Raw genomic sequence first — 26,374 nt, 5'->3', positions numbered from 1 at the left:
ACTCTTTAATGGGTTAATGGCATTGCATAAGTATCCGGTTTTTCACGGTCAAATATTTCATTTGCCCATAACATCACCACCATTTCATCTTCACCAATATTGGTAATGTCATGCGTCCAGCCTGGTACAGTTTCTACAATTCTTGGTTCATCCCCACGAGTTTCAAGCTCATAGAACTCGCCTGTCACTACATGCTTAAACTTAAATAAGGCCTTACCTTTAATGACCAAAAATTTTTCTGTTTTGGTGTGGTGATAATGTCCACCACGGGTAATACCAGGGTGTGCGGTAAAGTAAGAAAATTGTCCTGCATCTGGTGTTTTCAGCATTTCGACAAACACACCGCGTTGGTCACCATATTTCGGTACGCTATAGTCAAACTGTTCAGGTTTTAAGAAGCTTAAATAAGTTGAATAAAGTGCACGAGTTAAACCTGTACCGACACGATCTGTAATTAAACTTTCACGTGATTGTTTAAAACCCGCCAAAGTTTTTGCTAAATCACCCACGCTAATTTGGTATTCAGGCTGGATGGCAAAAACTTGCTCTACCTGCTGCGTACCTTGAATAATATTCCAGAATGATTCCACCACATCATCTACATAGACCAAACGGATCATGGCATTTTCATCATAAATCTGAATAGGTAAATCATGTGCAGTGTTGTAACAAAAGGTCGCCACAGCCGAGTTATAGTTAGGACGTGACCATTTACCAAATACATTGGCTAAACGACAAATATATACAGGATTGCCTTGCTGCTGATTCAGCTCTAATAATACCTGCTCACCACCGAGTTTACTCTGCCCGTAGGCATTGTCACATTTTGCCTGAATTGATGAAGAAAGAATAACTGGAGTTTTTTTTTTGCCTGTTTGAGAATATCTGAAATTTTTTGTGTAAGGGTGATATTTCCATCTATAAATTCTTGTTCATTTAAAGGGCGATTAATCCCTGCTAAATGTACAATCCAGTCTGCAGCAAGTACCGATTGTTCTAGCTCTGCTGGCGTAGAATTACGGTTAAATTTTAAAATTTCAACCTCTGGCTTTTCAGACAAAAACTGAATCAGATTTTTTGCAATAAAGCCGTTTGAACCGGTAACTAAAATTTTCATGTTTAAGCCTCTGGATCTACATATTGACCTTGAGTTAAAGCACGTACGAATTCGAGTTTTAATAATAACTTTTTCATACCTTCAACATCTAAGCGTTCGGTATTATGCGAGTTATAATCTTCAAATTCTGTAATTTTTGAGTCACCTTCTTCTACATACTTTTCATAGTTGAGGTCACGCTGATCTGCTGGTACTCGGAAGTAATAACCCTGATCTATGGCGACAACCATTTCTTCACGGCTAAGTAGTGCCTCATAGGCTTTCTCGCCATGACGTGTCCCCATGATTGAAACTGGATGTTCTTCTACACTCAGCAATTCTTTTAATGCCTGTGCCAAGACTTCAATGGTTGCTGCCGGTGCTTTTTGTACAAAAATATCGCCATTTTCACCATGCTCAAACGCATACAACACCAAATCGACTGCATCTTCCAAAGTCATCATGAAACGAGTCATATTAGGGTCTGTAATGGTGAGGGGTTTACCTTGGCGAATCTGGTCTACAAATAACGGAATAACCGAACCACGAGATGCCATGACATTACCGTAACGTGTCCCACAAATTACCGTTTCCAGTTCTTCTAAGTTACGAGATTTTGCCACCATGACTTTTTCCATCATGGCTTTAGAAATACCCATGGCATTAATTGGGTAAACGGCTTTGTCTGTACTTAAGCACACCACACGTTTTACACGATTTTGAATGGCTGCTTCCAATACATTTTCTGTACCCAGCACATTGGTTTTAACTGCTTCCATAGGGTGAAATTCACAGGAAGGCACTTGTTTAAGTGCAGCAGCATGATAAATAAAATCAACACCGCGAGATGCACTAAGAATACTGGTGTAGTCTCGAACATCACCGATATAGAACTTTAGTTTTGATGATTGGTATCTTTTACGCATATCATCTTGCTTTTTTTCATCTCGGCTAAAGATACGGATTTCTTTAATATCTGTTTCTAAAAAGCGTCTTAGAACAGCATTACCAAATGAACCTGTACCGCCTGTAATTAGAAGTATTTTATCTTTGAACATAAATTATGACCATTTATTTAATACTAGCGAAATTATATAATTCATCTCGAATAGATGGGTTTAGATAATTGATTAAAACTGCCTTAAATGAACCTTTGAAAACAAAAAGACTACCTGCCGCTGCACCTACTAATCCACAAGTTTGGTATAACTTTTGAATATCAGTATGGTTACCTGCACCGCCTAATATAGTTAAAGGAACTCTGACTATATTATGGATAAATTGTGCCAGCTCCAAATCATAACCTTTCATTTGTCCATCACGCTCAATAGAATTAATGACAATTTCACCTGCACCAGCTTCTTGTAATTCATTTAACAACAGTGATAAATTTTTATCGTGCAGTTGCTGTCCATTATGCGTATAAACCTTATATTCACTCTTACCAAAGAGACTTTGCTTTTTTTTGACATCAACGACAACGACGACGCTTTGACGCCCAATCGCATTAGAAATTTCACTAACAAGCTTTGGATGAGTAATAGCAGCAGAACTTAAAGCAACTTTTTCAACACCTAGTGAAATAATTTTATTAGCTTGTTCAGCAGTTTTAATACCTCCACCATAACATAAAGGCATACGACATTCGGAAGCAAGTTTTGCAATCGTACTATAATCTGGTTCAGCGTTGTTAACCGTTGCATCAATATCTAATACAATGAGTTCATCCGCCTCTTTTTCATTAAATATTTTGACAGCATTGATAGGGTCTCCAACATATTTAGGATTTTTGAACCCAACGGTTTTAACCAGACCACCTTGATGAATCAACAAGCATGGAATTATACGGGGACGTAACATATTTTATAGCTCCGCAAAATTTTTTAAAAGTTGAGCACCCCAGTGATGACTTTTTTCTGGATGAAATTGTACGCCAAATATATTATTGTTTTGAACTGCTGCATCAAATTCAATGCCATAACTGCTTTTGGCTGCACTATGTCCTGTACTTTCACATTCAAAATAAAAAGAATGTAGATAATAAAAACGACTTTTTTCTTCCATCCCTTTAAAGAGCGGTGAGCCATTTGAAGGAATGACATCATTCCATCCCATATGAGGCAATGGATAGTTATTACCTAACTCATGACTATTAAAAGAGTGTACCTTACCAGGAACCCAACCTAATCCCTCACGCATCCCTTCATCACTACTATTGGCAAGTATCTGCATACCGACACAGATTCCCAAAACAGGTATTTTTTTTGCAATCACCAGATTTTCCAATGTATCACGCATGCCCGAAGCATTTAGCAAATCGATGGCATGGTCAAAAGCACCAACACCAGGCAAAATAAGTTTTTTAGCGTTTTCTAAATTATCAGCACTCTTAGCCCTTGTTACTTCAAACCCGAGACGTTTGTACATATTTTCAAAAGCTTGGACATTGCCCAAGCCATAATCAATTATGTGTATCATCTAAATAGCCTTCTTTCCATACCAGTCAGTCGCATAATATTGGCACCAAGACCAATTAATTGTCGCTTATTCTTGTAGTCACGATAAGTCTTATTGTCACCATCAAAAATGTGTTGCAATTCATCAACAGTCAAGTCAAGCTTATTTGCTACGTATTCAAATTCCTGTTTCAAAAACTGTTCGCTCATTTCAGGTTTTGATAATCGAGCTAGCGCCTCATCCCGAGTCATTTGACCAGTCAAAATTAGACTAGAGAAATGGGCTTTACGTTTTTCAAAACCAAATTTTCGTGGCATCCAATAGTCTTCATAAAACCTTGTAAAACGTGACTCATGATGTTTGTGTTGAAATTTTTGCCATCCGAATAATCTTTCAAGTTCTTCTTCAGCATCCTTTTTGATATAGGGTACTAAATTTAAAGGCTTGACAATTTGCATGCCTAATATTTTCTGATATAAAACCTTATAAACTAAAATATCTACTAGAGGAAAGCTATCTAACGATTTTTTGCCAAATTTTTTGTGAATATCCTGAAAAAGCGTCTTATCAATTCCAGGATAACCGCCCCATTCTTCTGGCTCACGGCAGCATTCAGTCGAATAATTAGCCCCTGTAATCACATATTTGATATTGTTCTTACGTGCAAATTGATACAGTGCTGAAAAAAATGCACCATCTTGAGGTAAGTCTTGATCAGGTATCTGCGATTTTAAAAATGCAACTTGTAAATCCTTCATTTCTTGCCAATTGATTACTTCGGTAAATAGTTCAAGATTCAAGCCATCAACCAACTTTTCAATATTATTTACTGCTTGCTCCGTGTTCCACCCAGCATCAACATGAAATAGTAATGGACGTAAACCCATTTTTTCTTTGGCTATATACGCAGCATAAGAACTATCTAAACCTCCAGATAGCCCAATAATACAGTCAAAGTCTTTACCTTTACCTTCTTCTCTAATTTTCTCGGAAATTTGCTCAAGTTCTGCAGCGCCCCGTTCGTCTGTGTGCCAATTGGGTTTGATTTGGGTATCAAAGTTTTGACAATAATCTGATTCACCTTTTTCGTTAAAAGTAATACGAGGGTCTGTTGTATCCATTACTGTTCGGCTACAAATTCGATATTCTTTCATAAACACTCTCTTTAAAAACTAAATTATTGTTAAATAACAAGTAGAAGACAAAATTATTACATAATAAGAAATCTTAAATCACTAGAACACAAAAATAAAAACTCGCATAAATAAAATCATAATTTAAACCCCACTCTCAACTTGAAATAAGCAACTCAAACTGAAGCGGCGGATTACCTAACTGTTTATTGATTACAAAGCAGAAGTTATGAGCCAAGATTTTACGCATAAATCTGTGGGATAAATGCCATAAATTTCTCGCTCTCACCTTTTGCATATTAAACCGCTGTGATAACTGACCAATCACCGTCTCAATATTGCGACGAGCATTTTTAAGACGATTAAGTACACTGATTGGTCGTTTATCGGGCATATTTTTTCTAAGCGGTGTTTGCAAATCAACACATCGCTTAAAACAATACTCAGATAAATCAGGGCTAATATAGCCCATATCTGCACCTAACAAGCCTTTGATATTATCAAGCATATCAGGTGCAACAAGTCTTTCATCTATTCTGGCAGAGGCAAAGGTAAAATTGGTTATCATGCCCGATAGATTAATGAGTAAATGTCTTTCAAAGCCAAAATATTTTTGTTGCTTTGAGGCACAGTAACTATAACTGCCTTCGTATTTGAAGGTTTTATGCCGATACGCTCTGGCATATTGACACACCAGAATGGGAAAGCCATCAATAAAATGAATGTTGTCTTGCCCATGCTGTTTAACGATATGCTGTTGTATCAAAGTTTAGTAAATTTATCAAATTAGCTAATGGCATAAACATACAATCAAACTGCAACCCATCTAATAATTTCCTGAAGTATATTTTGTCTTATATAATCTATAATTATACAAAAAATTGTGTAATATGCCTAAAACAAACCATGCTGAAAACCATGTATATGACTTAGCAAACACTGTACTAAGTAAAAGATAAGAACTCAATAACATTATATAGTTGTAATGGTTGTTAAACTTATAATTCAAAATGTAAGATAGTCTAAAAACTTTAGCCGTTTGGTAAATAAAAAAATAAAGAGAAATTATAAAAACTAATAATCCGTAGGTTTGCCAATAAGATAATAAGTTATGTATATAAGTTCCTAAATCCGCATTTATTTTGACAACGCCTCCATAATCACCAAATATAGGATTACTAGTTATCTGATTTATACCAATATTTTGCAGACGGCTTCTCTCATTACTTGAAGCATCATCTGATTTCAAGATGACTGCAAACATTCTATCATTTACAACTAATAGTGTATTTATTTTATCGAAAAAAATAAGACCAATAACCGTAGTAGATAAAAATAAATAAAATATAGTTTTAATTGATTTTATGTGCTTAAAAGTTATTAAAAAGTAGAAAATGATACATATTAAGTAAATATAGAGGGAAGACCTTGAGTTTAAGATGAATAAACCTAATGAAGAAAGAAAAATTAAAACAATTTTAAATTTGATTTGACTTTTATCTACAGATCCAAATAGTAATAATGAAGTGATACAGAATATATCAGATAGTCCTAAATATAATCCTGTTAAATCTCCCTCCACATTATCTAAATTAATACTTAAATTTATGAGGTTAGCATTATACAATATCTGTACTAGCATCAAAGAAAACAACGCTAACTGCCACTTAAGTTTAAATACAATAAAGTTTCTTCCTATTATATAAGACATTGTAGATAATATTAAAGTATTTAAATGATATCTGAAAACACTTCTGCCATAGATATCTACTAAATCACCCTCCAATGTTTTAATAATAAATATGTAAAACAAAATGTACAAAGTAAATAGAAAAAATAGAATAAAGTTTTTATCTAAATGTTGATATTTTAGAAATACAACGAAATATAGAAAAGTTAGAATACTTAAAATCGTAGATATACCAATTATTGGCTCAGCATTAGTATTTAAAACTATATACCAAATAAAAAAACTAACTGGTAAATATAATAATAGTAAGACTTTTGAGCTTAAGATATAAGGGTCAATAACATTTAATTTCATTATAAATTTCTTTAATACACTTAACTAATATCATATGATTTAAAATATTAAGCTTATTACAGCATTACCATTTTAATAGATTTCTTAAATCGGACGAAAATAGCTTCTTATTTTAAATAAATACTTATTAGAGTATAAACTAAATTTTAGCTTTTCTCTTAAATTTGCAGAAGTCAAAATTATTCCCACAATGTTACCTTGCTTTCTAAAGTTCTCACATTCAATTAAACCTTTTAATTCATATTTAGCATCTTCATCTAATAACGAATCGTATTTATCTAGAAATAAAGACATCGCATTCATTCTAACACCAAATTTCACATTAAAAGCTTCGAATCCTTGTTTTATAGTAATACTATTACCAGCATGAACCCGCCATTTACATGCAATAATATTGTCAGTTCTTACATTTAAAATTTTTAGATAAGTGACACAAAGATCCATCCAAGTATCTTCATTAGGTAAAGTAGATGGTATATCTAGCAAGTATTTCGCAGCCTCTCTATCTATCATAATGCTAGCACCAGAAGGATTTCCTTTATCTTTAGACTTAGGAATAACCAGGCCATCTATTTTTTTATCCTCGGACATAACTTGAATTTTTGACAAAGTTACAGCTGGGCTTGGTATTTGTGATATAACATTTAATCGCTGCTTCAACGAACCTGCGGGCATGATGTCATCTCCAGCAAAAAAAGCCAAATAGTCTCCCTTAGCCAAAGCACAGCCTTGTAAAAAAGCAGCAACTTTACCTTGCCCGTGATTGATCATCACCGACATATTAGGATGTTGCTCAGCAAGACCTTTCAGAATATTTAGTGTATTATCATCAGATTTATCATCAACTATAATCAATTCTAAATTGACATCTTGACTTAAAATACTTTTGACAGCATCCTCAATAAAATTTTCTTCATTTTTGACCATTGATACGATAGAAACTGTGACCATATTAATCTCGATTAAATAACTGATAAAACTAAACTTGTTTTGTATGTAATAAGACTACAATATAATATATAAAATAAAAAACTAATCCAGATATAGCGTAATACTCAAACAAATAATTAATTGAGACCAAACTTAATAATAAGAGACCTCCAACTCTAATAATCAGACCCACTATTTGTAATAACAAAGCAACTTTATTCTTTTTGATCACGTATAACGCCATTGATATTGGAGATACAATCAATTGCATAGCAAACCAAGGTAGCATCCATAAAATCATTTCACCAGCACGTACCCATTCTTTACCAAAAACGATTGGGAATATAAAAGGACTTAACAAGCTAATAATAACAAGAGGTATTACACCAATAAGAATTAGTTGTTTTATAGACTTAATAGTGTAGTGGTATAAATTACCATTTCTAAAGTGCTCTGTTGCATGTGCTAGATATATCTGGGAGATAGCACTGCCAATCAATGCTACTGGTAATGCCATCACTTGCATTGCCAACGATAAATGACCTGCTTCAGTTCCCTGAACCAAACTTGCAATGATAACGACAGGTAGCTGAATACCAGCAGCATTTGCAAGTGACTCAATAGCTGAGTATTTGGGCAATTCTTGATTATCTATAAACGTCTTTTTCAAATCTACTAATTTTACACGCTTTATCGATTCTTTAGTATCATGTATAAAGTTTTTACAAAGTTCCCAAATACCAGCTGAGAATCTTATAATTTGCCCTAGGACTAGACCAAATGCACCGGTGATGATAAGTCCTATGACTATCTGAAATGCCACACTAACGATGGACTGTTGCACTCTACTTTTTGCTATAACTTTAAAATTTTTTTTCCTTGTTGCCCAATATTGGACTATATTATATAACCCGATAAAAAATATCCCTAAAGGCACAAACCAAATAAATGTACTAAATTTCGGCTGATTAATTACAGTAATTAAATCATCATGAAATAAAAATACTGCACATAAAATAGCGAAAGATATAATTATATTACTAATAAGTGCCAAAATAGCCAAATTGAATGCTTCTTTATCGTCATTTGGTAAGGGTATAGCTACTTCAAATCTTAGACAGCTAGCAACCGATATAAACATCAATAATGAGGTATACACTGCGAATACTGAGAAATCTGCAGGTGTATATATCCGTGTGAGCATTGGTAAAGCTAAAACATTAATACCTTGAGCAATAACAGTTCCACTTAGTAACAGTGAAATTGCTTTGATAAAATTGTCCTGTTGACCTATTTTATCTTTGACCTTGCTAATAAATCCTGTCACTAGTTATAACTCGAAAAAATTCACGATTGACTTTGGATCATCTTCTGATAAATATGCATGCATCGGTAAACTCATTACCCTTTTAGCAACTGCATCACCTACCGGTAGGGATACTGAGCTATCCACTACTGCAGGTTGTTTGTTTAAAGGAATTGGGTAATGTACCGCTGTTGGAATACCTTGAGATTTCAATTTCTCTTGTACTTCTGACCGGTTATCGACCTGAATAGTATATTGCGCCCACGCACTCTGATTATGCTCTTCAATAAACGGAGTTGATAAAATACCTGCTTCATTGAAAAGTTTAGTATAAGTATCCGCCACACGCTGACGCGCCTGCATTTCATCGTCCAAAATTGCCAGTTTTGGTAACAAAATAGCCGCTTGTAACGTATCTAAACGACTATTTACCCCAACACGAATATGATGATAACGTCTGTCTTGCCCATGCCGTGCAATTTGGCGAATAATTTTTGCTAGCTCTTCATCATTAGTAAATATAGCACCGCCATCCCCATAACAGCCCAATGGTTTACTAGGGAAAAAACTGGTACAAGCAATAGTTGTTAGATTACAAGATTTTTTACCCTTATAACTTGCACCAAAGCTTTGCGCTGCATCTTCAATCACCGGCAAATTGTATTTTTTTGCAATCGCATTGATTGCATCAAAATCGGCACATTGACCATATAAAGATACAGGGACAATTGCTTTTGTTCTTTGTGTAATAGCAGCTTCAAGCTGTGTAACGTCTATGTTATAAGTTTTGGCATCAACATCAACATAGACAGGTTTCGCACCAAGTAATGCAACCGTCTCAGCTGTTGCAATATAGGTAAAACCTGGCGTGATCACTTCATCACCTACGCCTACACCCAATGCCATCAAGGCAATTTGCAATGCATCTGTACCATTGGCACAAGTAATACAATATTTAGCGCCCACATAATCCGCTAACTTTTCTTCTAGTTCTGTAACTTCTGGCCCTAAGATATACTGACCATGAGCTAATACTCGCTGAATACCCACATCAATTTCAGCTTTAATACGTGACTGCTGTGCTTTTAAATCAATAAATTCAATCATTGCTAAGAGACCTTTTAAAGTTCTTTAAAAACTTTTGATGTGGTATAGCAAAGTTACCCGTCACAGTTTCACCCTGTTTTACCCCACGAGTTACAACTGCCCCTAAAGTAATAAAACAATTATCTTCCAATACAATACGGTTCGTAATCACTGAAGAAGGGCCAATCCAAACATTATTACCAATATCTACATTTCCTCCAATCATCGCATGGGCAACAATTAAACATTCTTTTCCACACTGCACACCGTGAGCGTAATGAATAAAGGCATCTAATTTAGTACTTTCACCAATTATTGTTGGTCTATATGAAAATCCTTTTGCTACATGACTATTCGCACCAATCTCAACATTATCATGAATAATAACTTCACCATTATGTGCTACAGATAAAATTCCATGAGTGGTCTTTTTATGCTCAAATCCATCAGTACCAAGTACACTACCAGCACGAATAATGACATTATCACCAATAGTTACATCAGAGAGAATTGTTACATTTGGATCAATTTGGCAGTTCTTACCAATTTTAACTCCTACAGGGCTAATATACGCTTGGGAGCTTATTTCACTACTAGAGTCTATAATTGTTATCTGTCTTTCCTGGTTTTTCGCCAAGTAATCAACAATAGAGAAAAAAAACCACTTTGGATCATCAACTACTATTAAATCAATATCTGATCGAATTAAACCACTTGAAGCAATTTCTTGAGTACAAAAAATACCTTTTATACTATTATTACTATTTAATTGAGGCACATACTTTTGATCCTCAATGAATGATAATAAGTTATTTTCTGAGGTAGTAATTAATAACCCCACATCATCATAATCAAACATATTTTGAAAAAGCTGGTGAGTCGCTTGTAAAACTATATCATTTGTAATTTTCATTAGTTTTCACCTTTGCTAATAGAGGATGCGGGTTACTTGGGTTTTCCACAACTGGCGCAACTCGAATCACTTCAACAGTCTCAATTGCAGCACGGTTTTCTTCCACACCATAGCCTTTACCTTCCAAAATACGCTGGTAACTTTGGGTATGTAAATCTGTAAAACCACCTGAAAATTCAAGTTCTTCATTTTCAATGGTAATACTACGGTAGGTTAATTTCTCACCTTGTACGGCATTTTCAGGCAAATTTTGGGCATCAATCGACAAGAACCAGCGTACACGGGCACGTTCATATTCTAAATAACCCGATGCGGTTTTTTCATCACGATAATGCACTTCATTCTTCACAATTTTGCCAAAAATAAAATGCAGCATGTCATAAAAGTGCACACCAATATTGGTTGCCACGCCACCCGATTTATTATCTACCCCTTTCCATGATTTTAAATACCACTTACCACGTGAGGTTAAATAAGTTAAATCTACATCAAAAATTTTACCTGCTGGTGCAGCCTGAACTTTATCACGCAACTCGATAATAGAAGGGTGCAAACGTAGCTGTAAAATCGAGTTTACTTTTGCACCATACTGTTTTTCATATTCAGATAAAAGGTTTAGATCTTCTGAATTCAACACTAATGGCTTTTCACAAATCACATCTATGCCGTTTTTTAAAGCATATTTCATGTGTGGTGCATGTAAATAGTTTGGTGAGCAAATCGCAACATAATCTAGCTTTTCACCTTTAAGTTTTTGATCCTCTACATAGGCTTCAAATTCTTCAAATTCGGTAAAAAACTCAGCTTCAGGAAAGTGACTGTCCATAATACCAACAGAGTCGTTTACATCCATAGCAACTGCTAAATCGTTACCTGTTTCTTTAATCGCTTTTAAGTGACGTGGAGCAATATAACCAGCAGCACCAATCAGGGCAAATTTTTTCATATTTTACAATCTATTCTAGGTGAATTTTATAAACGGAATACGGTAAAACCTTGTGCAGCCATTTCATCACGGTTAAACAAGCTTTTTACATCCGCAAGTACTGGCTTCTCACCCTGGGTATAGGCACGTAATTGTTCAGGACTTAAATTACGAAATTCATTATGACCTACAGCAATAATCAGGCTATCTACAGGATGTTGGGCATTTACTTCAACCAGTTCAATTCCATACTCACGTTTGACCTCTTCAACGTCTGCCCAAGGATCACACACTGCGACTTTCACACCCCATTGATCAAATTCTTTAATCAGATCTACAATTTTACTATTTCGAATGTCTGGGCAATTTTCTTTAAAGGTAACCCCTAAAATCCCAACTGTTGCTTTCGTCACATCAATATTATTTTTGACCATTTTCTTGATGGTTGTTCGGGCTACATAACGTGCCATATTGTCATTAATGCGACGACCCGCCAAAATCACTTGAGGATGATAACCAACCTCTTCCGCTTTATGCGTCAGATAGTAAGGATCAACCCCAATGCAGTGACCACCGACCAACCCTGGACGAAATGGTAAAAAGTTCCACTTACTTCCTGCGGCCTCTAATACATCCAAGGTATCAATTTCAAGGCGTTCGAAAATGACTGACAACTCATTTACTAAAGCAATATTTAAATCACGTTGCGTGTTTTCAATGACTTTTGCCGCTTCAGCCACCTTAATACTGGTAGCTTTATGCGTTCCAGCTGCAATAATGGTATTGTAAACTTGATCTACAAAAGTAGCGACTTCTGCAGTAGAGCCAGAAGTGATTTTTTTGATTTTGGTGAGTGTATTAACTTTATCACCTGGGTTGATACGCTCTGGACTATAACCAGCAAAAAAGTCTTTATTAAATTTAAGCCCTGACACTTGCTCTAACACCGGAATACACACTTCTTCGGTTGCACCCGGGTATACCGTAGACTCATAGACAACAATATCACCCTCTTTAAGTACTTTACCAATTGTTTCACTGGCTTTTCTCAAAGGGGTCAAGTCTGGGCGATTCACCTGATCTATTGGTGTTGGAACAGTCACAATAAAAAAATTGCAGCTATTCAAATCATCTAAATTAGCGGAGTAAGTCAGTTGCGTTGCTTTTTTAAGTTCTTCTGGAGACACTTCTAAAGTATGATCTTGTCCACTTTGTAATTCTTGTATGCGTTTTTGGTGGATATCAAAACCAACCACTGGCAATTTTTTTCCGAATTCAACTGCCAAGGGTAAACCGACATAGCCTAAACCAATAACGGCAATTTTTAGTTCAGAGAGCTGTAGCATTTGAGCGCCTTTCAATTTATATCTGTATTTTATAAAGAATGAATCTTTCGGCAGGAATACTAGCAGAAATTTATGAAATTTCTATAATGATTTGTGCTCAAATTACTTGAAAGAAGCATCAGTGTATAGTTTTTATGAATATTCAACTGTTTTAATTTGGATTAAATTCACAATATGCGGTTTTTATCATTTTTTCGCAAAGAATTTGACAGAATCTGCAAAATGATTACAAATTGCTATGTACCTATTTGACAAGTTCGGTAAAATGGCGGCAATTGATTTAAAAGATTTTAATAAATTAAAAATGGAATCTCGCGTGCGACACTTTCAACTGGCTGTTTTATTGGCATGTGGCATTGCCGCCACTGGCTGTGCTGTGACCTCTGGCTTACAAACTTATGACATACCAAATGAAGGGGTCTATACCACCGACTTGGGCACAGCGGTCAATGTCATTAAACTCACCCAAGACTCAATTCGTGCGGTGCAGCCTGCAGTTCACAATATTCAACAAGACTATGCGCATTTATTTCATACACCACAACGTCAATACACCTTAAGTTCAGGCGATATTCTTTCTATTTATTTATGGGCATATCCTGAAATTACTCCACCAACCAATACCATTAGTAGTGAAAAAGCGGTCGAGTCCAATGGTTATCAAATTGACTCACAGGGTTATATTCAGTTTCCGATTATCGGGCGTTATAAAGCGGCAGGTAAATCTTTAGCACAAGTGAATCGTGAGTTGCGCGGTCAATTGGCACGTTATTTAAAAACCCCAGACGTGATTGTACGAGTCTTGTCTTACCAAGGGCAGCGATACTCGGTACAAGGCAATGTCATGAAAGGTGGGCAGTTCTATTTAAATGATCAACCTGTCAGTGTCTATACCGCACTAGGTATGGCTGGCGGGGTCAATGCCCAACAAGGTGACAATGCTTCTATGACTTTAGTCCGTCAGGGGCGTAACTATCAACTCAATACCGTAGAGTTGGAAAAAGCAGGCTTGTCATTGCACAACTTACTCATTCAGCCGAATGACACCTTGTATGTCAACAACCGTGAAAACCAAAAAATTTATGTGATGGGTGAATCGGGTAAAAATCAATCGCTCCCTATGCGTGATCAAGGCATGAGCTTAAGCGATGTATTGGGTGAAAGCTTGGGCTTAAACCCACTGTCTGCCAGTCGCAGTAAAATTTATGTGGTTCGTAGTCAGCCGAATGCAGCACATACTGAAGTCTATCACATGGATTTAACCAGCATAGCCGACTTTGGTTTGGCCAATCAGTTTAAAATGCGCAGCAATGATATTGTCTATGTCGATGCTTCAGGCTTGGCTCGCTGGCAACGTGTCGTGAATCAGATGATTCCGTTCTCTAGTGTGCTTTATCAACTAGATAATTTGGGTAAATAATGAAAATTAATCACATTTTGGTGGTGTGTATTGGCAATATTTGCCGTAGCCCCATGGCAGAATACTTTTTAAAACAGCAGTACCCACACTTACAGATTGAATCTGCGGGTATTTCTGGTTTGGTGGGGCATGCAGCCGATGACAAAGCCCGTTTATGCATGCAACGTCACGGCATTGACATTAGTCCACACGTGGCAAAAAAACTCAATGCAGACTTAATTAAAAAAGCCGACCTGATTTTGGTGATGAGCCAAAATCAACAAAAGCATGTGGAACAAACCTGGCCCTTTGCCAAAGGCAAAACCTTTAGATTGGGGCACTGGCAAAGTAAAAACGTAGCCGACCCTTATCAGCACGATCAGGCCGTATTTGATGAGACCTGCGAGTTAATTCAAGCCTGCATTGCCGACTGGAAAAAATATATCTAGTTTCTTGATACTCTAGCTTTTTTAAAATTCTACTTTTTTGATATTTAAACTATGAGCCAAACCGCCAACACCGAAGACACCATTGATTTAAAGGAATTATTTTTTTCCTTAATCGCACAATGGAAAATGATTACCCTTTGCGTTCTACTCAGTATCGTCTGCGCTTTACTGTATTTAAGAACTACGCCAGACACCTATGCAGTAGATGCTTTGGTACAGGTCGAAGACAGCAAAGGAGCCTCTACAGCGTTACTGGGTGATCTGTCCAGCATGATTGAGCAGAAAACACCTGCACAAGCTGAAATTGAAATTTTAAAATCACGTTTGGTGTTGGGCAGCGTGATTGATCATCTGAATTTAAATATTCGCGTTTCGGGTACAGAAGACAGTTTTTGGAATCGTGTAATTGCCAAGCATGAATATGACAGTGAATATTCATCTCAGTCAGTGCTATTTAAAGACAATCAAAAAAGTTTTGATATCCGCCAGTTCGATATCCCACAATACTTTCAAGATAAAAACTTAATTTTAAAATTTGCGCAAGGCAAATACAGCCTGATCGATGAAAAAACCGAACAGGTGGTTTTTTCAGCACCTTTAAACCAAGTCAGTCAATTACAGTCTGAATTTGGGGTGTGGAAAGTCGCTATTTTTAGTCAAGACAGCTTTGATAACACTTATAATATTGAAAAACAAAGCTTACCTGCTGCCATGAAAAGCTTAACCACTGACTATTATGTGGCAGAAAGAGGCAAGTTAACAGGCGTGTTGGGGCTGAATTACCAAGGGCCAGACAAACAACACATTACCCAAGTACTAAATGCCATTTTAGCGGCGTATAGCCAACAAAATATTGAGCGTCGTTCTGCAGAAACGGCACAGACCTTAAAGTTTTTGGAAAACCAACTCCCAGAACTGAAACAACAATTAGATGTCGCAGAACGTGAATTTAACCGTTTCCGCCAACAGTTTAATACGGTCGATGTCACCAAAGAATCTGAGTTGTATTTAACCCAAAGTATTACTTTGGAAACCCAAAAAGCGCAGTTAGAGCAACAAGTGGCTGAAGCTGCGGCCAAGTACACCAACGAACACCCTGTCATGCAGCAAATGAATGCGCAATTGGGGGCAATTAATAAACGTATTGCAGAGTTAGACGGCACGCTCAAACGCTTACCTGAACTACAACGCCAATATTTACAACTGTTCCGTGAAGTAGAAGTCAAACAACAGCTGTATACAGGCTTGCTTAACTCTTACCAACAACTGCGTATTGCCAAAGCAGGTGAAATTGGTAATGTGCGTATTGTCGATACTGCGGTAGAACCGATTGAGCCAATTAAACCAAAGAAATTACAAATTTTAATTTTGTCCGTTTTCTTGGGCGGTTTTCTGGGCACATTATTGGCCTTACTGCGTAATATGTTGCGCTCAGGCATTAAAGACGCAGCGCAAATTGAAAATGAGCTTGATCTGCCAGTCTATGCCACTGTACCGCGCTCTGTTATTCAAGAAAGTCGTATTAACCTATTAAAGAAGAAAAAGAATATTCCTATTCTTGCGGTTAAAGATAGCAGTGATATCGCGATTGAAAGCCTCCGTAGCATGCGAACAGCAATTCATTTTGCCTTAATGAATGCGACCAATAATGTGATTGCAATTTCTGGTCCTGCACCTGAAATTGGAAAATCATTCATTACCACTAACCTTGCTACTATTTTAGCGCAAGGGGGAAAACGGGTTCTGATCATTGATGGTGATCTACGTCGTGGCTATTTACATAAGTACTTTAATGCCGAAGTGCAACCAGGTTTAGCAGAATTATTGAATCACCAAAATAGCTATGAAGAGGTGGTGCAAAATTCAACTGTAGATAACCTGTTTTTTGTGACACGTGGTAAGAGTCCGGTTAACCCGTCTGAACTATTAAGTACAGATCAATTCAAAACTTTCCTAGATCAGGCATCTGCTCATTTCGATCATGTACTGATTGATACGCCACCTGTGCTTGCGGTGACCGATGGCATCATTATTGCGCAATATGCAGGCGTGAATTTATTGATTGCCCGTCATGCTAAAACGAAAATTAAAGAACTTGAAATTACTGTTAATCGTTTTGAACAGGCCAATGTCAAAGTCAATGGCGTGATTCTTAATGATGTACAACAAGGGGCAGCAGGTAGCTATGGTTATAATTATGCCTATGCTTATACCGCAAATAAAGACAATGACTAATTCATTGTAAACTTTGATATCACACCTTGCTAGAGGCAGGGTGTGATAGTTCTCTCTATCACATTTATTCCAAATGTTCATTGTTGAAAAAATCAACTAAAAACCCTATCTTGGTTACAGTTTAAAACTCCTGAGAATATACAAAAATGTTACTTAAAACACTGCTCGCCAGCTTGGCATTAAGCTCCTCACTAACCTTTGCTCAAGGCATCGTTTTAAATGACCAAAACCTGCGCACCGATTTAAACTGGTTAAATCAGCAAGGTGTGATTCAAGTTAGCACTTCGACCTGGCCAATGAGTGGTGATGAAATCCAACGCGCCCTTTCTCAGGCCCAAGTCAGCAATAATAATCAGCAAAGAGTCATTGATTCAGTCATGGCTCATTTGAATACCAACAACCAGTTACTTAAAGCATCACTATTTGCAGAGACAGATCAAAAAAATATTCCTCAAGCCTTTGGCGATCAGCAAAAAGCGCAATACCAGGCGGGTGTAGAGTTGAATACAGGCAATCAGAATTGGGATGCCAGACTTCGTATCAATGCAGAAAAAGATCCCCAGATTGATAATGATCAAGATGTGAATATTGAAGGGTCTTACCTTGCAGGTAAATTATGGAATCAATGGCTGATTGCTGGACAAATTCCGACCTACTGGGGACCTGGTCATGATGGCAGCTTAATTCGGGGTGATGCCAGTCGTCCTGTGTATGGTGTGACCATGCAGCGTGCCGAACAGCATGCTTTTGCAAGCAAATGGCTATCTTGGATTGGACCTTGGCAATATCAAGCCTTTGCCGGACAACTGGATGACTACGATGCTATACCTGATGCCAAACTGATTGGCTTACGTGTCACCGCACAACCTTTACCCTATTTGGAGCTGGGTGCATCGCGTGCTATGCAATGGGGTGGTGGTGACCGTTCAGAAAGTCTGTCTACACTCTGGAATGCTATAAAAGGCAATGATAACTTTGATAATAGTGATGATGATAAGTCTAACCAAATTGCAGGTTTTGATGCGCGCTTAAATCTACAACCACTGTTGCAAGTCCCAATGGGGATGTATGCACAATATGTTGGTGAAGATGAAGCGGGCGGCTTACCAGCCAAAAAAATGTATCTGGCTGGAGTCGATTATTCTGCTAGCTATAATAATATGCCTTTCCAGCTGTATACCGAATGGACAGATACCCGTAGTAATGGTAGTGCTGATGGTATTTCATACAACCACCATGTTTATACCGATGGTTTTTATCAGCATGGTTACCCATTAGCACATGCGATAGGTGGTGATGGTCAAATGATTTCAGTAGGCGGTGATATTCGTTTCGATCGCCTGAACCGTGTTAATGCTCGAGTGCTGTTTGCCAAGTTGAATGAATCCAACCGAACTACTAATTTAGCTTTTCCAATCCAAGATGAATTAAAAGCTGTTGATGTGAGCTGGACACATTATTTACGCCCAGATATTCCACTGAAACTAAATGGCTGGATCAGTGATTCAGACTTACGTGGTAATGATGGTGGTGCATCGATTGGAATTGAATTTCCTTTAGAAAAAAGCTTGTTTTCTTACTAAGCTCTTTGCAAAATACAATTTCGGTTAGAGCAATCTTTGTTCCTAGACATTCTCGAACAATGATTAAAATCTGAAAAATAACAAAACCAGCTATTGCTGGTTTTTTTATCTCTTTAAACTTCAACATAATTGCGGTGTCCGCTTGCTAAAAAACCACCCATTCTGCAAGATTTCTCAAAATTTTCTGCTAAGATGGAATGAACCTCAACGATAACATTAGATTGGAATAATACATGAGTAAGGCCTTACCGATTGCTGTCGCTGTTCTTTTAGGCGGTGCCGCGCTAGTACCTGTTTACTATGCAACTCAAAACCCAGCTGCTCAAACCACAAAAGCATCTAAAGATGCCTCTGCTGTTTCAAAAATTAGCTATGCACTCGGTTATGAAGTCGCTCATCAAACTCCACCTGAGCTGGATATTAACAGCTTTGTGACAGGCGTTCGAGAAGGCCATGCCCGTACTGCTCCTGCTTATACTGAAGAAGAATTACAAGCAGCTTATGAGCAGTTCCAAAAAGAAATGCAGCAGAAGCAAGTCGACAGTGCCAAGCAGGCTCAAACCTCAAGTGATACTTTTCTGGTTGAAAATGCAAAAAAACCAGGGGTAAAAACTACAGCATCTGGTTTGCAATATTTAGTGACCAAAGAAGGTACGGGCAAGCAACCTGCAGCAACTTCAATCGTGAAAGTACATTACACAGGGAAACTGGTTGATGGTACCGTGTTTGACAGTTCGGTTGAACGTGGCGAGCCGATTGAGTTCCCCCTCAACCAAGTCATTCCAGGATGGACGGAAGGTCTGCAACTGATGAAAGAAGGCGGTAAAGCAACCCTGTATATCCCATCTAAACTCGGTTATGGTGAACAGGGCGTGCCAGGTACGATTCCTCCACACAGTACTTTGATTTTTGATGTGGAACTCATTGAAGTAAAATAATCCACGAAAAGGAGAGCAACGCGCTCTCCTTTATTTTGAGAATTAATCATGAAAATACAAATAAGTTTGATGGTTTTACTGCTGAGTTCAGGCAGTCTGTTTGCCAAAGAAGTCACCAATAAAAGTCCTGAGGCTGAACAGGTCGGCTACAGCTTTGGTTATCTGATGGGAAAAAGCAATGCAGATTCCTTACAAGGCATTGATCTGGATGCCTTCAGTGCCGGTTTAAAAGCTGCAGCCGCGGGGAAACAGGCAACTTTAAGTGAAGAAGATATGGCGCAGGTCTTGACCCAATTTAAGCGTCAGGCTGAAGCCAAAGAGCTGATTACCCTGAAAAAGCAGGCTGATGAAAATGCCAAAATTGGTCAAGCATTTCTGGCTGAAAATGCAAAAAAACCGGGGATAAAAACCACAAAATCAGGTTTGCAATATCAGATTCTTCAGGAAGGAAAAGGTAAATCGCCGAGCGCAAATAGTAATGTCCGCGTACATTATGAAGGCCGTTTGATCGATGGTACGGTTTTTGACAGCTCGATTGCCCGTAATCAGCCCGTGGTATTTCGTACCACCCAGGTCATTACCGGCTGGACCGAAGGTTTACAGCTGATGAAAGAAGGTGCCAAATATCGTTTCTTCATTCCGGCCGAATTGGCCTATGGACAGATTGGTTCAGGTGATGTGATAGAACCGAACAGTACTTTAATTTTTGATGTGGAATTACTGGAAATTATTAAATAATAAGTCCTATTTTTCCGGATCTAAAATCGGAGAGGTTCTATATTGGCCTCTCTTTTTTATGGGCTTAAATATCCGTAAATCGTAGGTTTTCATGTCACATTTCGATCAGTTTTGCTATGTTATGTTTTAATCAAGCAATTCAACAACAATAGAGGACGTCAGCATGGCAGCAATCAAGACTCGCGAAATTCATTATACTGCGCAGGATGGCAGCTCATTCATTGGTTATTTTGCCGCACCAGAAACAGATAAACCTGTTGCCGGTGTACTGGTCGCACCCGAATGGTGGGGCCGGAATGAATATACCGAACAGCGCGCCCGTGAACTTGCAGAGCATGGCTATGCGGCCTTGGCCATGGACATGTATGGGGATAAAAAAGTCACGACCAATTCTGATCAGGCTTATCAGTGGATGATGCAAACTTTTGAAGATCCTGACACCGTCGTTAACCGTGCAACAGCAGCTTTGAATGCTTTGGCAGCACAGGATGAAGTCAATGCTGAGAAGCTTGCAGCGATTGGTTTCTGCTACGGTGGCAAAGTCGTACTGGATTTGGCCCGTTCTAATTCACCTTTAAAAGCGGTGGCCACTTTCCATGCCATTCTGTCACCAAAAGCACCTGCTCAGGAAGGTCAGGTACAGGCGGAAATCCTGGTGCTACATGGTGAACTGGACAGCATGGTGACTCTGGATGATGTGGCCAGTTTCCGTGAGGAAATGCATGCTGCCAAAGTCGAGCATGAAGTGATTGTTTTTGAAAATGCCAAACATGGCTTTAGCAACCCGCTTGCGGATGAACGGGCCAAAGCCAATGGTGTGGATCTTGGTTACAATGCAGAAGCGGAACGAAAAAGCTTGGCAGCGATGTATGCCTTGCTAGACCGTCATTTGGTATAAATAGAAACAACTATCCGGCTTGTTCACAGGCTGAATATTTCAGATACTTCATGAAGAAAAGAAAGATAAATCCTACCAGAGGAGAATGTGTATGATGGCCGAAACCAACTGCCCCTACTGCAATTTTGATGAATATGATGTCATTGCCAAAAATGATTATGGTGTGGTGTTGCCTGAACCGAATTCATTGTCCGAAGGTCACTGTGTGATTATTCCATTGCGGCATGTGGCCTCATTTTTTGAAGTAACCGACAAAGAACGTAAAAGTTTGATGTCTTTACTGGAACAGGCACGCAATGAACTGCAATTACGTTACCAGCCTGCCGGTTTTCATGTTGGTTTTATTGACGGTGAAGTTTTTCAGGAAAAGGTTGAACATCTGCATATTCATATTATTCCGCGTTATGCAGGCAAGACCTTGAAGCTGGATGAGCGCTGGGGAATTAACGATTAACCGGATTCTTTATCAAAAATAAATGCTCTCCGGAGCATTTATTTTTATGAAAGCCAATTTCTATCAAGCTCGATGAACATCTACGTTTTTATCCGACTTTTCACATTCCCACCCTGCTGATTCCGCTATACTAGCTGCTGCTTATTCGGTTGCTATGTGTTCATGTTTGTATTTTCAGATGCCCTGTTGGAATGGTTTGATGTGCATGGTCGTCATGACTTGCCCTGGCAGGTGACAGATGATCCCTATAAAGTCTGGGTCTCTGAAATCATGTTGCAGCAAACCCAGGTCAAAACTGTACTGCAATATTTCGAACGATTTATCCAGCGTTTTCCGACTGTTCAGGACTTGGGTCAAGCCTCATGGGATGAGGTCGCACCCTACTGGGCAGGTCTCGGCTATTATGCCCGCGCCCGCAATCTGCATAAAGCTGCCGGCATCGTAACCGCACAGCAGCAGTTCCCTCAAACCCTGGAAGAATGGATGGCCTTGCCCGGCATTGGCCGTTCTACCGCTGGCGCCCTGATGTCACTCGGTTTACGTCAATATGGCGTAATCATGGATGGTAATGTCAAACGGGTATTGTCACGTTTCTTTGCGATTGAGGATGATCTGTCCAAACCGGTGCATGAGCGTGCTCTATGGCAACTGGCGGAACAGCTCTGTCCTATCGAGCGCAATCATGACTATACCCAGGCGATTATGGATTTGGGTGCGACCGTTTGTACACCGAAAAAGCCTTTGTGTCTGTATTGTCCGATGCAGCAGCATTGCAAGGCTCATCAGCAAGGTCTGGAAAATGAATTGCCTTTCAAGAAGGCCAAAAAAACGGTTCCGGTACGCTTTGCTCAGGTCTTGCTGATCCAGTCCGGTACAGACTGGCTCTGGCAGCAACGTCCCAATAGAGGTCTTTGGGGCGGTCTCTGGTGTCTGCCGATTATTGAAAATGCATATGAATTTGAACAGCAATGCCAGCAGCTGAGCCTTAAAAATATCGTCAAAAAGACCCAGATTAGCCACAGTTTTACCCATTTTACCTGGCACCTTGAAGCGATTGTTTTTGCAGTAGAACAGGATCAGCAGGAACATGTGGCGATTGAACTGCAAGGCTGCTGGATGAGTCCGCAAACAGCAACCGATGCCGGTATTCCGACTGCCATGAAAAAATTGATCACTAGCGTCAATCTGTGACATAGTCTGGACAAAGCAAAATATCGATCAGCTCGACATGAGCATTGCCAATATTTAAGGATGAATAAAGTGCGCCAATACCTTGCTTTGACGTGGATTGCTTTGATTACTGTGCTGCTGGCTGCTTGTAGCAGTACACCGAAAAAATCCCCCGCTGTACAGCTCAATCCTATCCTCGTGCAAAAACTGAAAAGTATGCGAGTGCCGTCCTCTCTACCAATCCCGGTGGCACGTGTACAGGCACGTGAATTGACAGATACCTGGGGTGCTTCGCGTAGTCGCGGACGCCTGCATGAAGGTATTGATATTATGGCTCCACGTGGAACCAAAGTTTTTAGCGCAACTGAGGGCCTGATTGCAGATTTACGTAATAACAATTTGGGTGGTAAAGTAGTCTGGATTCTGGGTCCAGGCGGCTCCTGGCATTATTATGCGCATCTGGATGGCCATAAACGTGGCTTAAAAGTGGGTGACTATGTCAAAAAAGGCCAGCTGATCGGTTATGTCGGCAACAGCGGCAATGCCCAGCATACTGCACCACATCTACATTATGGAATCTATTTACAGGGCAAGGGCCGCGGTGTGGTCAATCCTTATCCCTATTTACGTTAATTTTAGGATATTTACATGTCAGAAGCGTTGATCAATCGTTTGGTAGAATTTGCTGAATCAGGCAATCAACAAAAAATTGTATTGAATGGTCAAACTTACCAGGGCTGGGTGATGGAAATTACCGAGGATGCGCTTCTGATCAGTACCGGTTATGCCGACAAGGCCGGTAAAGATATGTGGATTCAATTTAGCGATCTGGATCAGGCTGAACTGTCGTATTGGGACAATCAGCAGGATCAATGGACTGTGTTTAAATTATAAAAGCATCAAAACAAGGAGCATCACATGACTGTGCAACGCTGTGGCTGGTGCTCCGATGATCCGCTGTATATCACCTACCATGACCAGGAATGGGGACAGGCCCTGCTGGATGAAAATCGCCTGTTTGAAATGCTGTGTCTGGAAGGACAGCAGGCCGGTCTGGCCTGGATTACTGTTCTTAAAAAACGTGAAGCTTATCGTGAACATTTTTTCCAATATTCGATTGAATCTATCGCCTCACTTACAGATCAACAACTCCAAATAAAACTTGAAGATGCTAGCCTGATACGACATCGCGGTAAACTCAATGCCATTCGGGAAAATGCCCAAGCATGGCTTAAGCTACAGCAGCAAGGGATCAATCTGGTGGAATGGCTCTGGTCTTTTGCCCAGCAACCGCGATTGAATAATGATGTTGTGGATTATCGGCAAGCACCCGCTCAAACCATTGAGAGCCAGAAGATGTCTAAAGCACTCAAACAGGCCGGTTTTAAATTTGTCGGACCCACCATTTGCTATGCCTTTATGCAAGCCGTTGGTATGGTCGATGACCATGAAAATCATTGTGACTTTAAAACAATATCCTCGCATTTAAATAAGAGCTGAAAATCATGTCGAATAATATTATTCAAGCTTATGCTGCTATGTCCGCAGGTGCGCAACTTGAACCTTATCAATTTGATGCCGGAGAATTGCAGCCGCATCAGGTCGAAGTCAAAGTAGAATACTGCGGTCTCTGTCATTCCGATATTTCAGTGATCAATAATGACTGGGGTTCTTCAGTGTATCCGGTCGTAGCAGGACACGAAATTATTGGCACCATCACCCATCTGGGTGCAGAAGCCAAAGGCCTGAAAGTTGGGCAACGGGTGGGTATCGGCTGGACAGCGGAAAGCTGCCAATATTGCGATCCTTGTATTTCGGGCCAGCAGGTACTATGTACTGGCGGTCAGGTGGCGACCATTGTCGGACATGCCGGTGGTTTTGCCGACAAAGTGCGTGCCGGATGGCAATGGGTCATTCCCCTACCCGAAGATCTTGATCCTGAAAGTGCCGGCCCCCTGCTCTGTGGCGGGATTACCGTATTTGATCCGATCCTGAAACATCAGATTCAGGCCATTCATCATGTTGGCGTAATTGGCATTGGCGGTTTAGGGCATATGGCCATCAAGCTGCTGAAAGCCTGGGGCTGTGAAATTACTGCCTTCACCTCGAACCTGGATAAAACTGATGAACTGAAAGGCATGGGCGCTGACCATGTGGTGAACAGTCGTGATGTCGCTGCATTAAAAGCCCAGCGTGGCAAGTTTGATTTACTGTTGAGTACCGTCAATGTCACCTTGAACTGGCAGGCTTATCTGGCAACTTTGGCGCCGAATGGCACTGTGCATATGCTGGGTTTACCACTTGAGCCGATGCAGATTCCGGCAGGCATGCTGATTGGTGGAGCCAAGTCAGTTACCGGTTCACCGACAGGTTCGCCGGCGGCTTTACGTCAGTTACTCCAATTTGCTGCACGTAAAAATATTGCGCCACAAATCGAAGTCTTCCCGATGTCACAGCTGAACCAAGCGATTGAACATCTGCATTCTGGCAAAGCCCGTTACCGGATTGTACTGAAAGCAGATTTTACAGCTTAAATCCTGCCTATTTTCAGCTGTTAAAAAGATCCAGAAATTGGATCTTTTTTATTGCAGAGCTTCAGGCAAGACCGCCATAGGTGAAGGCTTGGCCAGCTCGGTCTTCATTTTCTGCAGCATCTGATAAGGCTGCTGTTGCACAAACATATTCACAAAAGTCAAAGGAATGGAACCCTCCGGATTGGCATAACCATAGGTAGAGACCTTGACCTTATTATTAGCCAGTTTCCGGAAAGTCCAGTCACCCTGATAATCGGTTAAACGCACATAATCCGGGTTTAAAGGATAACCACTTTGGATGGCTTTATTCTTAATGGTGATCTGGCCATTGGCTTCCTTGATCATCTTGCCCTGTACAATCAGATCACGGTCTTTTAAGGGAAATGGAAAATCCAGCACCATATACAGGGTAAAGTTGCCTTTTTTATCATCGCGGGACAGGACTTTGATGCTACCCATATAGGGAACCCACTGTACGGCATGTTCGACATTCAAAATGAGGGACACGGCATTTTCAACAGGCGCATTATAGGTGGTTTCAGCTTTATAGAGAAAGACCGGGTTTTGTTGATTCTGGTAGGTCCAGACCTTGATATTATTTTTATGAATACTGAGTTTAGGCGTCCCGACAGGCTTGGCCTGCGCAATGGCGCCAAGCGCCACTGCACAGAGCAGGAAAATCATTTTTTGCATTTTTTATTCGTCTTATTTTAATTTTAGATTTTTTTATAAATGATTTT

The 26,374-nt window shown here is 39.3% G+C and carries 25 protein-coding genes and 2 pseudogenes; 13 read left to right on the top strand and 14 right to left on the bottom strand.

Annotated elements, in window-relative coordinates:
• Positions 1-5: 5 nt before the first annotated feature.
• The 13 genes and pseudogenes from FTV42_RS07415 to tviB all read right to left on the bottom strand — a co-directional run bounded on the left by FTV42_RS07415 (position 6) and on the right by tviB (position 13,236).
• Positions 6-1,117 (bottom strand): annotated as a pseudogene (locus FTV42_RS07415) (NAD-dependent epimerase/dehydratase family protein).
• Between the two features lie 2 nt (positions 1,118-1,119).
• On the bottom strand, positions 1,120-2,154 hold the full coding sequence (locus FTV42_RS07410) for a polysaccharide biosynthesis protein (RefSeq protein ID WP_180038334.1): 1,035 nt from the start codon (positions 2,152-2,154) through the stop codon (positions 1,120-1,122).
• Between the two features lie 13 nt (positions 2,155-2,167).
• A complete protein-coding gene (locus FTV42_RS07405; protein WP_180038333.1) occupies positions 2,168-2,956 on the bottom strand; it encodes an AglZ/HisF2 family acetamidino modification protein in 789 nt (262 codons plus the stop codon).
• Between the two features lie 3 nt (positions 2,957-2,959).
• Entirely contained in the window at positions 2,960-3,574 is a 615-nt protein-coding gene (hisH, locus tag FTV42_RS07400) for an imidazole glycerol phosphate synthase subunit HisH (protein ID WP_180038330.1), read from the bottom strand.
• On the bottom strand, positions 3,571-4,707 hold the full coding sequence (locus FTV42_RS07395; protein WP_180038328.1) for an N-acetyl sugar amidotransferase: 1,137 nt from the start codon (positions 4,705-4,707) through the stop codon (positions 3,571-3,573). The genes hisH and FTV42_RS07395 overlap by 4 nt, the downstream gene beginning before the upstream one ends.
• Before the next feature lie 136 nt (positions 4,708-4,843).
• Positions 4,844-5,449: pseudogene (locus FTV42_RS07390) on the bottom strand (IS982 family transposase); the annotation flags it as partial.
• A 63-nt stretch (positions 5,450-5,512) separates the two neighbouring features.
• Entirely contained in the window at positions 5,513-6,730 is a 1,218-nt protein-coding gene (locus FTV42_RS07385) for an O-antigen ligase family protein (RefSeq protein WP_180038322.1), read from the bottom strand.
• An 84-nt stretch (positions 6,731-6,814) separates the two neighbouring features.
• Positions 6,815-7,681, bottom strand: a complete 867-nt coding sequence (locus tag FTV42_RS07380) for a glycosyltransferase (RefSeq protein WP_180038320.1) — start codon at positions 7,679-7,681, stop codon at positions 6,815-6,817.
• Between the two features lie 28 nt (positions 7,682-7,709).
• Positions 7,710-8,987, bottom strand: a complete 1,278-nt coding sequence (locus FTV42_RS07375; RefSeq protein WP_180038318.1) for an oligosaccharide flippase family protein — start codon at positions 8,985-8,987, stop codon at positions 7,710-7,712.
• Positions 8,988-8,990: 3 nt separating this feature from the next.
• Positions 8,991-10,073 (bottom strand): DegT/DnrJ/EryC1/StrS aminotransferase family protein, encoded by a 1,083-nt coding sequence (locus tag FTV42_RS07370; RefSeq protein ID WP_180038316.1) that lies wholly within the window; start codon positions 10,071-10,073, stop codon positions 8,991-8,993.
• On the bottom strand, positions 10,066-10,965 hold the full coding sequence (locus tag FTV42_RS07365; RefSeq protein ID WP_180038314.1) for a DapH/DapD/GlmU-related protein: 900 nt from the start codon (positions 10,963-10,965) through the stop codon (positions 10,066-10,068). The genes FTV42_RS07370 and FTV42_RS07365 overlap by 8 nt, the downstream gene beginning before the upstream one ends.
• Complete coding sequence (locus tag FTV42_RS07360) at positions 10,949-11,911, bottom strand: Gfo/Idh/MocA family protein (RefSeq protein WP_180038312.1); 963 nt, start codon at positions 11,909-11,911, stop codon at positions 10,949-10,951. Before FTV42_RS07360 ends, FTV42_RS07365 begins: the two co-directional genes overlap by 17 nt.
• 26 nt (positions 11,912-11,937) lie before the next feature.
• Complete coding sequence (gene tviB, locus FTV42_RS07355) at positions 11,938-13,236, bottom strand: Vi polysaccharide biosynthesis UDP-N-acetylglucosamine C-6 dehydrogenase TviB (protein WP_180038310.1); 1,299 nt, start codon at positions 13,234-13,236, stop codon at positions 11,938-11,940.
• A 316-nt stretch (positions 13,237-13,552) separates the two neighbouring features.
• Here tviB and FTV42_RS07350 point away from each other — a divergent pair, with 316 nt between their 5' ends.
• The 13 genes from FTV42_RS07350 (at position 13,553) to FTV42_RS07290 (ending at position 25,634) form a co-directional block, all read left to right on the top strand.
• Entirely contained in the window at positions 13,553-14,656 is a 1,104-nt protein-coding gene (locus tag FTV42_RS07350; RefSeq protein WP_180038308.1) for a polysaccharide biosynthesis/export family protein, read from the top strand.
• The gene (locus FTV42_RS07345) at positions 14,656-15,084 is read left to right on the top strand and encodes a low molecular weight protein-tyrosine-phosphatase (protein WP_180038306.1); all 429 of its coding nucleotides are present in this window, start codon (positions 14,656-14,658) and stop codon (positions 15,082-15,084) included. Before FTV42_RS07350 ends, FTV42_RS07345 begins: the two co-directional genes overlap by 1 nt.
• Positions 15,085-15,135: 51 nt before the next feature.
• Complete coding sequence (locus tag FTV42_RS07340) at positions 15,136-17,319, top strand: polysaccharide biosynthesis tyrosine autokinase (RefSeq protein WP_180038303.1); 2,184 nt, start codon at positions 15,136-15,138, stop codon at positions 17,317-17,319.
• Between the two features lie 146 nt (positions 17,320-17,465).
• Positions 17,466-18,902, top strand: coding sequence for a capsule assembly Wzi family protein (locus tag FTV42_RS07335; protein ID WP_180038301.1), 1,437 nt, complete (start codon positions 17,466-17,468; stop codon positions 18,900-18,902).
• 233 nt (positions 18,903-19,135) lie between these two features.
• On the top strand, positions 19,136-19,840 hold the full coding sequence (locus FTV42_RS07330; protein ID WP_180038299.1) for an FKBP-type peptidyl-prolyl cis-trans isomerase: 705 nt from the start codon (positions 19,136-19,138) through the stop codon (positions 19,838-19,840).
• 48 nt (positions 19,841-19,888) lie between these two features.
• On the top strand, positions 19,889-20,578 hold the full coding sequence (locus FTV42_RS07325; RefSeq protein ID WP_180038297.1) for an FKBP-type peptidyl-prolyl cis-trans isomerase: 690 nt from the start codon (positions 19,889-19,891) through the stop codon (positions 20,576-20,578).
• A gap of 163 nt (positions 20,579-20,741) precedes the next feature.
• Positions 20,742-21,476, top strand: coding sequence for a dienelactone hydrolase family protein (locus FTV42_RS07320; protein ID WP_180038295.1), 735 nt, complete (start codon positions 20,742-20,744; stop codon positions 21,474-21,476).
• 94 nt (positions 21,477-21,570) lie between these two features.
• Positions 21,571-21,930 (top strand): HIT family protein, encoded by a 360-nt coding sequence (locus FTV42_RS07315; protein ID WP_026055739.1) that lies wholly within the window; start codon positions 21,571-21,573, stop codon positions 21,928-21,930.
• A 162-nt stretch (positions 21,931-22,092) separates the two neighbouring features.
• Positions 22,093-23,121, top strand: a complete 1,029-nt coding sequence (gene mutY, locus FTV42_RS07310) for an A/G-specific adenine glycosylase (RefSeq protein WP_218946955.1) — start codon at positions 22,093-22,095, stop codon at positions 23,119-23,121.
• Between the two features lie 69 nt (positions 23,122-23,190).
• Complete coding sequence (locus FTV42_RS07305) at positions 23,191-23,733, top strand: M23 family metallopeptidase (RefSeq protein ID WP_180038291.1); 543 nt, start codon at positions 23,191-23,193, stop codon at positions 23,731-23,733.
• Positions 23,734-23,748: 15 nt separating this feature from the next.
• The gene (locus FTV42_RS07300; protein ID WP_004647674.1) at positions 23,749-23,994 is read left to right on the top strand and encodes a hypothetical protein; all 246 of its coding nucleotides are present in this window, start codon (positions 23,749-23,751) and stop codon (positions 23,992-23,994) included.
• Between the two features lie 24 nt (positions 23,995-24,018).
• On the top strand, positions 24,019-24,600 hold the full coding sequence (locus FTV42_RS07295) for a DNA-3-methyladenine glycosylase I (RefSeq protein ID WP_180038289.1): 582 nt from the start codon (positions 24,019-24,021) through the stop codon (positions 24,598-24,600).
• Between the two features lie 5 nt (positions 24,601-24,605).
• Entirely contained in the window at positions 24,606-25,634 is a 1,029-nt protein-coding gene (locus tag FTV42_RS07290) for an NAD(P)-dependent alcohol dehydrogenase (protein WP_180038287.1), read from the top strand.
• Positions 25,635-25,682: 48 nt separating this feature from the next.
• Here FTV42_RS07290 and FTV42_RS07285 read toward each other — a convergent pair whose 3' ends face one another.
• Positions 25,683-26,327, bottom strand: a complete 645-nt coding sequence (locus tag FTV42_RS07285; protein ID WP_180038285.1) for an START domain-containing protein — start codon at positions 26,325-26,327, stop codon at positions 25,683-25,685.
• Positions 26,328-26,374: the final 47 nt, after the last annotated feature.

The organism is Acinetobacter sp. YH16052 (assembly GCF_013417155.1).
Classification (GTDB): domain Bacteria; phylum Pseudomonadota; class Gammaproteobacteria; order Pseudomonadales; family Moraxellaceae; genus Acinetobacter.
This window is presented reverse-complemented; position numbering and strand designations above follow the sequence as displayed.